Raw genomic sequence first — 15,615 nt, forward strand, 5'->3', positions numbered from 1 at the left:
AAGGCAGGATTTTAAACGTGGATGTAAAAATGATTCCAACACTAATAGTAAAAACGTTCATTCGCCTGTCCTTTTTCATGTTCAGTTTTCTGTTTCCTATCAATGAAAAGAAAGTGACCTTCGCTTCATACCGGTCAGAAAAATTGGAAGGAAATTTATTTTACATACATAGGGAATTTGTAGGTCGTGAACTCGGATACAGTTATTATTTTCTCTTTAAAAAATATGACAGCTCTAAATTTGGAAAGTTGTATTATTTTATTCATATGGTTAAAGCAAGTTACGCACTTGCAACCTCCCGCTATTTTATTGTTGATGATTTTTATTTTCCAATCTATATAGTTAAACCTCGTCGTGGAATGGATATTATCCAATTATGGCATGCAGCGGGGGCTTTTAAAAAGTTCGGATTAAGTACGATTGGTAAGTCTTTTGGTCCGAGCAGGCAATATCTGGAACAAGTAAAAGTCCATTCCAATTATACTAAAGTGTATGTTAGCTCTCAAAAGGTCATTCCTCATTATGCTGAGGCATTTGGCATGCAGAAGGAACATATCTACCCGTTAGGGATTCCTCGAACTGATTTGTTTTTTGATGATATTAAAAAACAAAACATAATTGAAAAATATCATTTTCAATTTCCAACATTAAAAAATAAAAAAACAATCCTTTATGCTCCTACTTTTCGTGGGAAAAGCCATTATCAAGAGAAATTCATATGTCCTATAGATATCTCCTTATTGAGAAAAATGCTTGGTGACGATTATGTCTTGCTCATCCACCTTCATCCATATATGAATAAAGGCATGTACATTGATGAACAGGATAAGAATTTTGCAATCCACATACATGGACAATTTAATATCGAGGAATTATTAACGATTGCGGATGTTTTAATTACAGATTATTCCTCAATCATATTTGATTATAGTTTATTATGTCGGCCCATTGCATTTTTTGCAACGGATGTAGATGAGTATATAAAGGAAAGGGACTTTTACTTCGAATACAAATCTTTTATTCCGGGTCCTTTATTTACTGAAACGTTATCTCTAGGTGAATGGCTAAAAAAAGGATCTGCTGATATAAGGGAGATTTCCACTTTTAGAAATGAATTTTTTGAATATCTTGACGGTAAGGCAAGTGAACGCATAGTAAATCATTTGCTTGATAATGGTAATAATAAAAAGGATTATGAGGATTAACGATTTTAATCCTCATTCTTAATTTGCACTTCTTTAATAGATGGGAGTCGAAGGAATGCTTGCTCGAATTAAAAGGAAAATCAAAAGAATTTTATTGAAAAATGAAACTACTACAGCTCGAAATGAGATACAGATGGATCAATCAATTGTAACTCAGCCATATATAAATGATATAGGCAGTGATGACGAAAACCTTATTCCTCGACGTAAAATAACTTCATTACAATGGAATGGTCCTATTATGACCATTAAAGGTTATTTTTACTTAGAAGATTTACCAATGTTAGATGAAGATTTAGTGAAAAAAAGATTGATTCTTATTAATAAATCAGGTGTTAAAAGTATCCTCCCATTACAAGATTTAACTGTTGGCGAAATTGGACTTAAGTATGAAGTAGATGAACTATACGAGTGGTCCGGTTTTGAAGGGAAAATTAACTTTGCAACAATTGCTGCGAATAATCGTCCACTACCTGAATCTGAATACAAAATTTATTTAGAGGTAGAGGTTCATGTATTAGGAGATAAATATTATAAAAAACAATTCACATTGGGTAATATAGAACCATTTTTAGAAAAAGGTTTTCATTCCGCTAAGATGGAATACTTTACTGCAAGAAGAGAAATGAAATTTAATTTAATGGCCACATACGACCAATCAGTCAAAACGTTAAAAATTGTATCCTCAAAATTAAAGGATTTTGATCCGAAGGAAATGGGTATTGATGCAGATAAGTATAAGCGAGGCGTTTTCTACCGTTTCTTACATACCACTGTATTTAGACTCTTATATAAAATATATTGTCTTCGTCCATTAAAGGTAAATAAAGTGTTATTTGCTTCTGACAGTAGAACTGAAATGGATGGGAACTTTTTATTTGTTTATAACGAGATGCTTCAGAGGAATTTAAACTTAGATTATCACTTTGTGCTTAAAAAAGGTGTCGAAGAAAAAAAGAGTTTTAAGGAAATAAGGGAACTTGCTTATCATTTAGCGACTTCAAAGTTTATTCTTTTAGATGATTTTTATCCAATGGTCTACCCACTGAGAATTCGCAAAAATGCAGAGTTGATACAACTTTGGCATGCAGTCGGTGCTTTTAAAACTTTTGGATTTAGCCGTCTCGGGCGACCAGGAGGACCGTCACCGAAGTCTATCAATCATCGTAATTATACAAAAGCAATCGTAAGTTCTAAACATATTGCTAAATATTATGCTGAAGGATTTGGTATTGAAGAGGAGAAAGTGATACCGACTGGAATCCCTCGCACGGATATTTTCTTTGATAATCAGTATAAGGCTGAAGTGAAAGAGAGATTGTACGAAGAGTATCCTTTTCTACGAAATAAAAAGGTCATTACTTTTGCACCAACATTTCGAGGAAATGGTCAGCAATCTGCACATTACCCAATGGAAGTTCTTAATTTAGAAAAGCTATATCATGAGTTGAAAGACGAATATGTATTTTTATTTAAAATACATCCGTTCGTCAAAAATGACTTTAGCATACCATATCAATACAAAGATTTCTTTTATGATTTCTCTTCATATAGGGAAATTAACGATTTGTTATTCGTAACAGATATACTTATAACAGACTATTCTTCAGTTTGTTTTGAATTTGCCCTATTAAATAAACCAATGCTATTCTTTGCCTTTGATGTAGAGGAATACATTCAAAAGAGAGATTTTTATTATGAATTTAGTTCGTTTATCCCGGGTCCGCTTGTACGTTCTACTGATGATATTATCGAAACTATCAATGAATCGGATTATAAAATGGAAAAAATAAAGCCATTTGTCGAATATTTCTTCGATCATTATGATGGGAATTCGAGTTCGCGTGTTGTTGACCAACTGATATTAGGACAACCAGAACAAGAAGAGAACTCTGCATACTAATTCTCCTAATTATAAATGGGATAGAGGTGGTTACATGGCGGAGAAGGTTTTGATCACTGGAGGCTGTGGATTTATTGGATCTCATATTGCTGATAAATTAGTCACGAATGGTTATGAAGTGATAATAGTAGATAATTTATCGAGCGGAAAAAAGAACAATATTTCGCTCGAAAACGTCACTTTTTTTGAATGCAGTATTTTAGATCCACAGTTAGAGGAAATAGTTATACATGAGCAGCCTGATTATATTATTCACCAGGCTGCTCATGTAAGTGTGAGTAACTCAATTATTAATCCTTTATATGACGAAGAAATAAATATCCGTGGGTCAATCAATGTCATCAACTCTGCGATAAAGGCAAATGTTAAAAAAGTGATATATCCATCAACTGCTGCTGTTTATGGGGATCCATTATATCTGCCAATCGATACAGCTCACCCTATCTCGCCATTATCACCATACGGCGTATCAAAGTATGCTGTTGAGAAATATTTAGAAATGAACGCTAATCTATATGGTTTAGATTATACAATCTTAAGATATTCTAATGTGTATGGCCCCCGGCAAGATGCCATGGGTGAGGGTGGAGTAATTTCTATATTTATGGATAAAATGGCAAAGAGTAAGAAACTGACTATTTTTGGCGATGGTGAGCAAACGCGAGATTTTATTTATGTTGAGGATGTTGTAGACGCTAATATCCAGGCATTACATTTAGGCAGTAAAAAAAAACTCCATGTATCTTCAGGTAAGGAACTCAGTTTAAATCAGTTGTTGAACTTGATGATGGAGATTGGACCTTTATCAGATAAACCTGAATATACAAATGAGCGTGTTGGCGATATAAAAAAAAGTGTACTAAGTAATGAAACAACAAAGATTGAATTAGCATGGGAACCGAAATTTACGTTTAAAGACGGTTTAATAGAAACATATAAATTTTATTCTTCAAATTATTAGGCAGGGAGGGAATAATTTGAGTAAAAGGGTTTTTATGCTGCTTTATGATATTGATGTGAATAAAGGCGGAATTACGAGTGTAATACTTAGCAGATCTGCCGAATTAAGTAATCGGTATGGATATGATGTTGATTTAGTCAGCTTAGATTATAAAAGTAACTATGATGAAATAAGAGCGAAATTAACAAAAGATGGAAGACTATCACCAAAGGTAAATATCTTAAATGTACATAATTATTACCGAGATAAAAATTGTTCTGGATATATGAAAGACGAGCAAAGAGAGAACTACAAAGCTGTATCCATTCTTGAGGAAAAATGGTATTACGTTCAGGATAATGAATATGAAAAAAATCATTTCGCAAGGTATTTTCAAAATGGACAATATATCAAATATAAAAAATGGTCGAAGGATGGCTATTTAACACATATTGATTATTTTGATGAAAATAGAAACAGAGTTTCCAGAGAAGAATTTCATAAAGGCGGATATATTTATAGGAAGATTTACTTTGATTTAATAAGTAATAAACCGAAAGAAGAACAGCATTTCACAAAAGATGGTTTTTGTTTTTTAAGCAAATGGCTTGATCATAAAAATGGAAAAATCCAAAAGATATTTCTGTTCAATAGAATTACGAAGCAAGTAAATGAATTTAAGAATAATAAAGAATTTCACGTACAATGGCTTAATGAGCTTTGTCGCGAGCAAAACGAAAAGCCGTTCCTTATTTGTGATGGGGTAGGATCAGCTTCTAAAGTTTTAAGTATGGATCCTAAGGTTGCATATCGAATCTATACCGTCCATACAAATCATTTTGATACACCACATGAGTTTGGAAGCCCAATAAAAAAGGATCATGTTACGCTTCTGAAAAACTTAAAAAATGAGGAAGCATTGGTAGTTTTGACTGAATCCCAGAAGAAGGATATCGTGAAGCAATTTGGAGACTATAAAAACGTATATGTCATTCCAAATTTTATTACACCTATTACGAACTACAAACTAAATCGAATTCCACATCTCGTCACGATGATTGCTAGGTACCATCCTGAAAAAGGAATAGATGAAGCCATTATGGCTTTCGAAAAAGTGGTCAAAGAAGTGCCCGATGCAATCTTTGAAATATACGGTCATGGTGAAGATGAAGATAGACTAAGACGAATAATCAACGAATTACACCTTGAAAAAAATGTTTTTTTAAAGGGCTATACGACAAGAATTGGAGAAGTATTAGGTAGAACGAATGTGACCATCCTCACTTCCCAATTTGAGGGGCTTAATGTTGTAAGCTTAGAGTCAATGGCATGTAATATACCAGTGATCAGCTATGATGTTAAGTACGGAATGAGCGATATTATTAAAGATGGTGAAACTGGCTATCTTGTCTCTAAAGGTGATCAATCTGCATTAGCATCCCGGATTATAGAAATATTGAAGAATCCAAAAAAGGTAAAGACAATGGGGAAAGCGGCTCATGATTATGTTTTAAGTAAATTTTCTAAAGAAGCAGTTTGCCAACAATGGATAACCCTCTTTGACCAGTTAGAAAATAATAATTAGTCTCGGATTTTAATAAAAGAAATAGCATTCATTGGCTATATTGAATATAATTCATTTAAACCGTAAGTTTATTACCTTTAATAAACCCGGTAAGGGGTTGATAAAATGAAGAAGATTTTAACATATGGCACATTTGATTTAATTCATATTGGACATATAAATCTGTTGAGACGAGCTAAAGATTTAGGAGATTATTTAGTGGTGGGCCTTTCCACGGATGAATTTAACGAGGAAAAGAAAAAAGAATCTTATCATAGCTATGAAGACCGTCAAATTATTCTTGAGTCAATCAGGTTTGTTGATGAAGTGATTCCGGAATATAGCTGGGACCAAAAAATAAAAGATGTATTAGATCATAATATCGACATCTTTGTCATGGGTGATGATTGGAAGGGGCATTTCGATTTTCTTGAAAAACATTGCGAAGTGATCTATTTACCCCGTACCCTTGGGATATCCACATCTAAAATAAAGACTGATTTATATAGTGTGACCAATGATTAGAGATACACTTATTACATTCTATTTGCTTTGTTATAAGATTTTTTTTAATTTATTTAAACTGTTCCCGCTTAAAGATAAAGTGACTTTTGTCATTACCTTTGGTGATAATAGCAAATATGTATATGATGAGATTAAAAAACAAAAAAGGCCGGTGGATATTGTCGTCCTTTATAAAGGAAAAAGCAGCGCCTATTTTACATCTCATAATGATGTGACATTAATTCCTTTAGATACATTTAATATATTTGATTTTTTCAGGAGAATCTTTCACTTGGCAACATCAAAATATATATTAATTGATAACTATTTTGGCTTTTTAGCTGCGACAAATTTTAAGAGCGGGGTAGAATGTATTCAGCTATGGCATGCTTCTGGAGCCATAAAAAAGTTTGGTGCAGAAGATATATCCGTTGAAAAGCGAAGTAAAAGGGCGCAAGAGCGCTTTTTTCGCGTATATAAAAATTTTCATAAAGTAATCGTTGGATCAGACATAATGGCTGACATTTTTAAGAGTGCTTTTAACATTTCTGATGAAAATATTTTACGCTCGGGTATTCCACGTACTGACTTTTTTTATAATAATGAAATTCAACATAATATGATTGAAAAGCTGATTGAAGGGAATTCGGCATTAAAGAACAAGAAAAAAATCCTATATGCCCCTACTTATCGTGATCAGCAATTAGACCATTTTCAGATGGAACTAGAGCTTGATAAAATGTTCGATGAATTAGGACCTAATTATATTGTCCTCCTAAGGTTACATCCGGCAATAAAGCATGTAAGTAATTATTCTGAGCTTTATCCCGGATTTGTTTATGATTATTCTTCTTCTATTTATGACATCAATGACTTGCTCATAATATCCGATTATTTGATAACCGACTACTCATCGATACCGTATGAATTTTCATTATTAAATAAACCAATGATTTTCTTTGCCTATGATCTTAATACATATAAGAAAGAAAGAGGTTTATGGGACGATTATGAAAATATGGTTCCAGGCCCTGTAGTTAAAAAGACGGTGGATATTATTAATCTTATAAAGGAAAATCAATTCGATTTAGAGCAAGTTAGAAATTACGCCGGAAAATGGAATAAGTATTCAACAGGTAATTCCAGCGAAAAGTTAGTTAAGTATATGTTTGAAAAAGATTCATTTGCTGTAAGAGCAAAAGGTCACTACAAGTAATTAAACAAGTATGAATCCATATCTCCCCGAATAGCATAGATTGTATTCCAATGCTATTCGAGGGGGAGAAAACTTGAATAATCAATTAGATGAAATAACCAAGTTAAAACATTACTTTGAGACTATCGATCATGAACCGAAAACAAAGGAATATGGCCTTAGACTTGTGGAGATAGTCACGCTGCTTTGGAATGAGAATGAATTTTTAAAAGGAAAAATTGTAAAAGCAGACAGAGACTTCGAATGGCTGGAAAAGAAAGCAGATGAATGGATGCTTAAAGCAATGGAATGTTCGCAAACAACTGAATAATCTACTAATCGATTTGGGGAAGAACGCGAATAAGAATAATAGTGTTTTTGTACTAAAGATATAAATGGTATGGGCGGAAACATCTCACTTTTATAACAGAAAGAGTCAATTGACTTTAATGATTCTTTAACTTATCATAAGGCTGACTCACTTTATAGTATAATTTACAGCAGAAATGCTGATACCTGAAAGGGGCAATTTTTAAAAAAATGAAAAATATTCTAATAAGAGCTGGCATGTCACCACTTGACACTTTTGATGCAGCTCGAATGATTGTAGATAATTCTATTGGAGGAAATGTTGGGAACTTAGTATATGCATATAGTATTTTTAGAACGCTAATGACTGAGGAAACAACAATCACTCCGGACTATTATAATTATGATCCAAAAAGAGCAGATGAAATTAATGAAAAATATGATTGTTATATCATTCCTTTGGCTGACGCGTTTCGTGAACAATTCGTACCGTCATTACGTAAATTTACTAAATTAATTAAAAAGCTTAAAATTCCTGTAATAGTAATTGGTGTAGGTTTACGCGCTCCATTTGAACCTAAGTTAAATGAAGGCTTCCCTTTTGATAAAGACGTGAGAGACTTTGTTAGTGCTGTATTAGAGAAGTCTAGTATGATCGGTCTTCGAGGTGAAATTACGTCTAAATACCTTTCAGGATTAGGCTTCCGTGAAGGCATTGACCATACCGTAATCGGTTGTCCTTCAATGTACACATTTGGTAGAGAATTGCATATACGCGAAACTAATATAACAAAAGATTCAATTGTTAGTGTTAACTCATCACTACTTTCTCCTAAAAATGTCTTAGATTTTATTACTAGAGGTATGGAAGAGTATCCGAATCATTACTTTATTCCACAATGGATGAAGGAGATGAAGTTGGTTTATGCGGGAACTCCTTCTGTAGCAAAATCGAGTAATAATTATCCAGTTAAAATGTCAGACCCTACCTATATGAATGATAGAGTCCGATTCTTTTTAAATGTACCGACATGGTTAGATTTTCTAAGACAGGCGGATTTGAGCTTTGGAGCTAGGCTCCATGGTAATATTACAGCAACAATTGCTGGAACGCCTAGCATTTTACTTCCTAAAGACGCGCGGATGAGAGAATTAGCAGAATATCATAGCTTGACACATGTGATGGCGAATGAAATTACTGATAAAACGAAGCTCTCAGATTTAATTGAAAAAGTTGATTTTCAATCACCTACTAAGAAGCAAGGTGAAAATTTCGATAAATATATTAGTTTCTTAAATAAAAACAACGTAAACCATATTTATAAAGATACCATGACACCTGCTATCGTACCTTTAGAAGAGAAGCTATCGAAAATTGAGCTTCAGCCTCCACTAACTACAATTAGTGGCTGTACTTTAGAAGAAATGGTAGAACGTTGGGAAAAATACTTCCCATTTGAAGAAAAAAAATTAGCTGATAAAGATAAAATAATTAAAGAGCAAAGAAAAAGAATAACCGAACAAGACAAAGCACTAAAATATTATAAAGGCACATTGAATAGAAAATCAGTACGTTTAGCTTTGAAAACTGCAAACATGTTTGCTTCAAAATAAATTTTGCAATCGAGCAACTTTGTTTTGCAGCATAGAGGAATTACCTTTAAAGGGATAGCTTTTGCTATCTCTTTTTCATTTCAGTTCCTTTACTTAAATTGGCAGAAGGAATTAACCATTCAAACATAAATAGATATTCGTTAGGGCTATCCATTTTTGGACAGTCCTTTTTTTGTTTGGAAATAGAGAGCTAATTAACTATTACAAAGCCGACAAAATGAATTTTCTGTTATGCCGTGCCTCTAGACTCTCAACCTGCTAAAATGTTAAAGATAATATATAAAAATAATTCCCTTTCCAAAAAATGGTGATATAATAAGTTTTATAGGCAAAAAGTATTGAACGATGATTTTTTATAGGCTTTTACCGTGTTCCCTTTTTAAAATTTATATTTTCCTATAGTAGAGCATATATTTGTTTTATGCTGCTATCCAATATATTAAGCGCTTTCATAGAATTGTTATGAAGATATTTCCTCTATAGAAGAATAAGAATTTCCGTATTTTTATCCAATTTCAAATCATTTTTAAGTCGGAATCATATTTTAATATTAAATTATACATTAGTCAGCAAGGGGGTTAAGATTATTATGCTCAAGAAAAAAGTTGACAAAACTGTAAATAATTCAATAGGTAACAACGACTTAATGAGTGGTCTATCTTCTAGTTTAAGTGTAACGATTGAGGGAGATTATGAGATTGATTATCAAATCACAAATATGAAATGGAATGGTGCGACACTAACTATTGAAGGATTCATTTATATAAAGACCATTCCTTTACTTAAAAACTTAAATGTTACTAAAAGATTAGTTTTAAAAGACAGTAAGGAAAATCAAGAACTATTCATTACTTTAGAAGATAAAATGATATCTGAAATCAAACTAGTAAATGCAATTGATAATATTTATAAGTGGGCGGGATTTACTGGTGTTATTAACTTGGCGAGGGTAACATATGATAAAAAAATGCCTTTACCAGTAGGAAAATATAATGTATTTTTAGAAATTGAATTATTTAAAAATAAAAAAAGGATTTTACAAAGGGTGCCTTTAAGTGATATACGACCATTTCTTAAGAATGATTTTTATAGCACTAAAATGGAATATTTCTCCGCAAAATCACAATTACTTTACAATCTTATGGTTACGTATGACATCAGTACTAAAAGTATGCTATTAGAATCATCTAAATTAAAAGATTTTAATCCCAGTTCACTTTATGGTGATATAAAAAACAAGACTAAAAGACCAGGTCTGATTTATCGTTTTATGAGGACGAGAATGTTTATCTTTTTTTATTATCTATTTGTCATTTTTTTGCCTGTCAAAAAAGACCGCATTTTATTTGCTTCCGATAGTCGTGAAGAAATAGGCGGAAATTTGTTGTTTGTTTATGAGGCGATGCAAAGAAGAAATCTTCAATACGATTATAAATTTATGTTTAAAGAAAACAGTTTTGTAAAAAAAAGTTTTTCAGAAATAATAGGATTAGCAAATTATGTAGCAACTTCAAGAATTACCTTTTTAGAAGAAAATTATCCGATGATTTCGCCTTTGAAGATTCGAAAAGACGCCGAATTAATTCAATTATGGCATGGTGCTGGAGCTTTTAAAAAGTTCGGATATAGTAGAATAGGGCAGCCAGGCGGACCTAAAATTGATTCCAAAGATCATCGAAATTATACGAAAGCAGTTGTAAGTTCAAAAAATGTTGCTGCTCTATATGCTGAAGGCTTTGATATCAATGAAGAAAATATTTACCCTCTAGGAATTCCTCGGACCGATGTATTTTTTGATGAAAGCTATAAAAGTGAAAAAACACAAGAAATATATGAAGAATATCCTTTTTTGAAAGGGAAAAAAGTAATATTATTTGCACCTACTTTTAGGGGGCGCGGAAGGAAAGAAGCGCATTATCCAATTGAAAATTTAGATTTTGATAAAATGTATAAAAATTTGAAAGACGAATTTGTTTTTATCTTTAAGTTACATTTCATTAATTTAAATAAAGTAACAATTCCCTATCCATATGCCGATTTCTTTTATGACTTTACTAATTATAGGGAAGTCAATGATCTGTTATTAATAACCGATCTGTTAATCACTGACTATTCTTCAATTTGCTTTGAATATTCCTTATTGAACAAGCCAATGTTATTTTTTGCTCATGATGTAGAAGAATATATAAGTAAACGGGGTTTTTATTTTGAATATCAGTCATTCATTCCGGGACACCTTGTAAAGACGACAGATGAATTAATTGAGAAAATTATGAATAAAGATTTTGGCGAAGAAAAAATAAAACCATTTAGGGATTACTTTTTTGATTATCAAGACGGTAAGGCTAGTGAGCGCGTGGTGGATCAATTAGTATTAAATTCAAATAGTTAAGTAAGCAAAAATAAGACGTAGAGAGAGACGAATCTCTATGTCTTTTTATTTTTATATGGAAAGTTTCGCTACCCGGAAGATGGCATGCTAGTGAATGTGTTTTAAGGAAAGTATTTTAAAAGATAATATACTACACAGGCCTATTGCCAATAGATGTAAGCCTGATTTCATTTGTTTTTTATGTTTGCTGCTTGTATAATAACGGAAGGTTAGAGGAAATATTTAAAAGATATCTGAAAGGACATGTTTATGAAATCTGCGTTTATCGTTATCAAAGAGCAAATAGAAAACTTTTATTTAATCAGACGTCTTTCTTTATATGAATTAAAGAGTAAACATAAAAGCAATTATTTAGGGACAGCATGGGAAGTGATCAACCCGCTTATTCAAATTCTCATTTATTGGTTTGTATTTGGAAGTATTCGCCAAAGGGCTGATATTGAAGTAGCTCCCGGGATGACTGTACCTTTTATTTATTGGCTTTTAGGAGCTTTTATTTTATGGAACTTCTTCTATCAGGCCACTATTTTAGGATCCAAATCAATTTATAGTAGACTTGGCATGCTATCTAAAATGAATTTTCCAATGAGTGTGATTCCGAATTTTGCGATATTCTCACAATTCTATATCCACTTAATTATGCTTGGAATTACAATTATTATCTTCCAGGTATCAGGTTATTATTTGAGTATTTACTTTATACAGATATTTTATTTTATCTTTGCCTCTTTTTGCTTAATATTTGCTATAGCTCTTATTACCTCAACCTTTTCAACAATAATCAGAGATGTTCATATGTTTATAAATGCTGTTCTTCGTATGGTTCTATATTTATCACCGATACTATGGCAAATAACAATATTAGAAGAACCATTAATAACCATATTAAAATTGAATCCATTGTATTATTTAATTGAAGGTTATCGTTCAGCATTTTTTGGTTTAGATTGGTATTTCATTGAGCATTGGCAGTACACCCTTTATTTCTGGGGATTAGTCATTGTGTTGTTATCATTTGGCTCTATGCTGCATGTTAAATTCAGAAGGCATTTTATTGATTACTTATAAATGGTCGTGATGAGAATGGAAAAGGCTATAATTACTAAAAATCTTATAAAAAAGTATAAGTTATATAACGGTACAAAAGAACGCCTTTTAGATTTGGTTACGCCTAAAAGTTACGGAGAAGATTTTTATGCGTTAGCAGATGTAAACTTTGAAGCAGAAAAAGGCGACGTTATTGGTTTTGTTGGAATTAATGGATCAGGGAAGTCGACATTGTCAAATATAATAGCAGGGATAGTCCCGGAAACTTCAGGATCTGTTCAGGTGAATGGGGAATCCGCAATAATCGCTGTTTCTTCTGGTTTAAAAGAAAGTTTATCTGGAAGAGATAATATAGAACTTAAGTGTTTAATGCTTGGATTCAATAAAAAAGAAATAAAAGCATTGGAACCAGAAATCATTGAGTTCTCAGAATTAGGTAAATTTATCGATCAACCTGTCAAATCTTACTCAAGCGGGATGAAATCACGACTTGGTTTTGCAATATCTGTGAATGTTGATCCAGATATTTTAATTATTGATGAAGCCCTATCAGTAGGTGATAATGCGTTTGCTGAAAAAAGCTTTGAAAAAATGAAAGAATTTAAAGAGCGGGGAAAAACAATGATTTTTGTTAGCCATTCCGCTAGGCAAATGAAAAAGTTTTGTGAGAAAATCTTATGGCTGGAGTATGGTATGGTAAGAGATTTTGGTGCAGTAGAAGATGTTATGCCCAAGTATCAAAACTTTTTGAAAGAATACAAAAAAATGTCGAAGTATGAAAAGGAATTATTTAAAAATGACGCAATGCAGCGTCAGCAAAAGGCATTAGCGCTTCAAATATAATAGAGGAAATCGGTGCTTGAATATTTCTACGGATCTTCAGTTAAGTAATAAAATAGCTGTCCTAAAAGTCTAGAGAGTTACGACTAATAGGACAGCCTTTTTTTGAGGATAATTTCATCATTTTTTTATGCTAGAATGTTAAACATTGTAAATAAAAACACCAAGCTATATCTTCTATTATTAAATAACAATGAAGAAAAGGTAAATTATTCTGTGATAGCGTTATCTTTAAAAATACACTCTGGTAATTCTTCATAAAACGACATATAATATTATTTATAATGGTTTTTAATTAAATTTACATCGGGAGTAAAGACTATATTTACTCTAGGTAATTATACTTACCGAGATGGAATACTATGGTAGTTTTAGGAGAGTAATATGTGAATAAGAGAATACTAATCATTTCTCAACACTTCTATCCAGAAATTGGTAGTGGGGGAAATAGAATAAAAAACATTTATCACTTGTTAATTAACAAAGGATATGATGTATCAATTATCACCACGGAACCTTCGTATCCCAATAAAAAAATATATGAAAATGAAGCGTTTTGGGACGATCCGTTTATGACAAATGAATCTCCTAAGATTAGCAGAATACAAGTGGCGAATAGAAAATATTCAAGGAGCTTAATAAATAGATTATTTTTCTTTCTTGAAGTGGCATTTAAACTATTTATTAAGGTATTACAAGAAAAGCAAAAATATGACATTGTCTTTGTTACATCACCACCCATTTTCATCGGAATGGTGGGATTAGTGGCTAAGCTCAAATTTAAGAGTAAATTCATATTAGATATTCGGGACTTATGGCCAGAATCTTTACGTGGAGTCGGAGTTTTTAATAACTCTTTCATCTTAAAGACATTTGGTTTAGTAGAAAAAATACTATATAAAAAAGCAGATCGGATTATTGTAAATAGCATTGGATTTATCAACTACATTAGTGAAAAGGCCTCTATTCCAATGGGAAACATACAATATATACCAAACTCTGCGAGAGAATACGAAATAGATATGGATGACAAACCTGAAAGTGACTTTAAAGTGATTTATACGGGAAATATTGGTCTTGCGCAAGATATAGAATTTTTGAAAAAAATAGCAAAGAAATTAAATGAAAACAAAATCAAACTAACCATTATTGGTTATGGAATAAAGAGTAGAGAACTTAAAGATTATATTCAAACCGAAAAAATGAAAAATGTATCGCTTCTATCCCCATTAACAAGGAAGAAATGTTTAGAAGAAATTCGCGGTCACCATATCGGTATTGTTAGTCTTAATAGTAAGAAAGTATTTGATACAGTATTGCCAGGCAAAGTAGTTGACTATATGACTTGTAAAATCCCCATCGTTGCTTCCGTCTCCGGTTATTCTAAAAGAGTAATAGAGGAAAATAAAGTGGGTTTTGTTTCAGGAAAAAGGGATGTTGACGAGATATATAACTATATTAAATACTTATATGATCATCCTAAAGAAAGAAATACAATGTCACGTAACAGTGAACGATGCATTAGGGAAAATTTTCTTTGGGAAAAAAATATTAAATTACTTGAGTCAACAATACATGAATTATAGGTAAAAGCATTTAAAGAAATTAGGTTTTAAAGAAGATATTGTTTGTTAAAAATTATGAAATATGTGATAGTTGATTTTATGGAAAATCTTACTAAGAAGGGATGATAGAATTTGAGAAGGAATATAATTTTATGCATGCTTTTCTGTATATTTGTTTTTTCTGGTTGTTCAGCTGTTAGTAAAGATAAGAAAACGTCACCGGATACTCAGCAAAATATCACAAATGAATCACTAAAAGATATGAAAATAAACAATGTGACGATTGAAAAAAGTGATGATAACAATATTAAAGTTACTGTTGACGCTGAAGGTGAAAATCTAAAGTATGCTTATTATATTTATGAAGGCGATAAATTAATGGGAAAAATACGATATGGGAAAGATGACCATATATCCTATGAAGTGAAAAATCCAGGCACATATAAAGTGCGTGTTTTTGTTATGAATAAAGACAAAGAAAAGGTAACTAAATATACTAATGAAATAGAGATTTAGAACCAATCTATGATAGAATAT

General features: G+C 31.9%; 13 protein-coding genes. All 13 read left to right on the top strand.

Features of this window, described 5'->3' with window-relative positions; genetic code table 11:
- The first annotated feature begins 29 nt into the window (after nt 1–29).
- A complete protein-coding gene (locus KHA88_RS11875) occupies nt 30–1,205 on the top strand; it encodes a CDP-glycerol glycerophosphotransferase family protein (protein ID WP_213098396.1) in 1,176 nt (391 codons plus the stop codon).
- 55 nt (nt 1,206–1,260) lie between these two features.
- On the top strand, nt 1,261–3,108 hold the full coding sequence (locus KHA88_RS11880; RefSeq protein WP_213122020.1) for a CDP-glycerol glycerophosphotransferase family protein: 1,848 nt from the start codon (nt 1,261–1,263) through the stop codon (nt 3,106–3,108).
- A gap of 34 nt (nt 3,109–3,142) precedes the next feature.
- A complete protein-coding gene (locus KHA88_RS11885; RefSeq protein ID WP_213122021.1) occupies nt 3,143–4,069 on the top strand; it encodes an NAD-dependent epimerase/dehydratase family protein in 927 nt (308 codons plus the stop codon).
- A 16-nt stretch (nt 4,070–4,085) separates the two neighbouring features.
- Nucleotides 4,086–5,633 (top strand): glycosyltransferase, encoded by a 1,548-nt coding sequence (locus KHA88_RS11890; protein WP_213122022.1) that lies wholly within the window; start codon nt 4,086–4,088, stop codon nt 5,631–5,633.
- A gap of 105 nt (nt 5,634–5,738) precedes the next feature.
- Nucleotides 5,739–6,137: a glycerol-3-phosphate cytidylyltransferase gene (gene tagD, locus KHA88_RS11895; protein WP_213098392.1), complete on the top strand. Its 399-nt coding sequence runs from the start codon at nt 5,739–5,741 to the stop codon at nt 6,135–6,137.
- Complete coding sequence (locus KHA88_RS11900; RefSeq protein WP_213122023.1) at nt 6,130–7,332, top strand: CDP-glycerol glycerophosphotransferase family protein; 1,203 nt, start codon at nt 6,130–6,132, stop codon at nt 7,330–7,332. Before tagD ends, KHA88_RS11900 begins: the two co-directional genes overlap by 8 nt.
- A gap of 73 nt (nt 7,333–7,405) precedes the next feature.
- Entirely contained in the window at nt 7,406–7,642 is a 237-nt protein-coding gene (locus KHA88_RS11905; protein ID WP_213098390.1) for a hypothetical protein, read from the top strand.
- Nucleotides 7,643–7,851: 209 nt separating this feature from the next.
- Nucleotides 7,852–9,234: a polysaccharide pyruvyl transferase family protein gene (locus tag KHA88_RS11910; RefSeq protein WP_213122024.1), complete on the top strand. Its 1,383-nt coding sequence runs from the start codon at nt 7,852–7,854 to the stop codon at nt 9,232–9,234.
- 589 nt (nt 9,235–9,823) lie between these two features.
- On the top strand, nt 9,824–11,626 hold the full coding sequence (locus KHA88_RS11915) for a CDP-glycerol glycerophosphotransferase family protein (protein WP_213122025.1): 1,803 nt from the start codon (nt 9,824–9,826) through the stop codon (nt 11,624–11,626).
- A 249-nt stretch (nt 11,627–11,875) separates the two neighbouring features.
- Complete coding sequence (locus KHA88_RS11920; protein ID WP_213098924.1) at nt 11,876–12,694, top strand: ABC transporter permease; 819 nt, start codon at nt 11,876–11,878, stop codon at nt 12,692–12,694.
- Nucleotides 12,695–12,709: 15 nt separating this feature from the next.
- Nucleotides 12,710–13,516, top strand: a complete 807-nt coding sequence (gene tagH, locus KHA88_RS11925) for a teichoic acids export ABC transporter ATP-binding subunit TagH (RefSeq protein ID WP_213122301.1) — start codon at nt 12,710–12,712, stop codon at nt 13,514–13,516.
- 383 nt (nt 13,517–13,899) lie between these two features.
- Complete coding sequence (locus KHA88_RS21325; protein ID WP_213122026.1) at nt 13,900–15,099, top strand: glycosyltransferase family 4 protein; 1,200 nt, start codon at nt 13,900–13,902, stop codon at nt 15,097–15,099.
- 111 nt (nt 15,100–15,210) lie between these two features.
- Nucleotides 15,211–15,594 carry a triple tyrosine motif-containing protein gene (locus KHA88_RS11935; RefSeq protein WP_213122027.1) on the top strand — a complete coding sequence of 128 codons (384 nt, stop codon included), beginning with the start codon at nt 15,211–15,213 and terminating at the stop codon, nt 15,592–15,594.
- The last annotated feature ends 21 nt before the right edge of the window (nt 15,595–15,615 follow it).

The organism is Lederbergia citrea (genome assembly GCF_018343525.1).
In the GTDB taxonomy this organism is placed as follows: domain Bacteria; phylum Bacillota; class Bacilli; order Bacillales; family Bacillaceae_C; genus Lederbergia; species Lederbergia citrea.

Bases quoted from the DNA above. Each gene is read 5' to 3' on its own strand.
- tagH (WP_213122301.1), top strand. From the start codon at position 12,710: ATGGAAAAGGCTATAATTACTAAAAATCTTATAAAAAAGTATAAGTTA.
- KHA88_RS11885 (WP_213122021.1), top strand. From the start codon at position 3,143: ATGGCGGAGAAGGTTTTGATCACTGGAGGCTGTGGATTTATTGGATCT.
- KHA88_RS11880 (WP_213122020.1), top strand. From the start codon at position 1,261: ATGCTTGCTCGAATTAAAAGGAAAATCAAAAGAATTTTATTGAAAAAT.
- KHA88_RS11875 (WP_213098396.1), top strand. From the start codon at position 30: ATGATTCCAACACTAATAGTAAAAACGTTCATTCGCCTGTCCTTTTTC.
- KHA88_RS11915 (WP_213122025.1), top strand. From the start codon at position 9,824: ATGCTCAAGAAAAAAGTTGACAAAACTGTAAATAATTCAATAGGTAAC.
- KHA88_RS11920 (WP_213098924.1), top strand. From the start codon at position 11,876: ATGAAATCTGCGTTTATCGTTATCAAAGAGCAAATAGAAAACTTTTAT.
- KHA88_RS11900 (WP_213122023.1), top strand. From the start codon at position 6,130: ATGATTAGAGATACACTTATTACATTCTATTTGCTTTGTTATAAGATT.
- KHA88_RS11910 (WP_213122024.1), top strand. From the start codon at position 7,852: ATGAAAAATATTCTAATAAGAGCTGGCATGTCACCACTTGACACTTTT.
- tagD (WP_213098392.1), top strand. From the start codon at position 5,739: ATGAAGAAGATTTTAACATATGGCACATTTGATTTAATTCATATTGGA.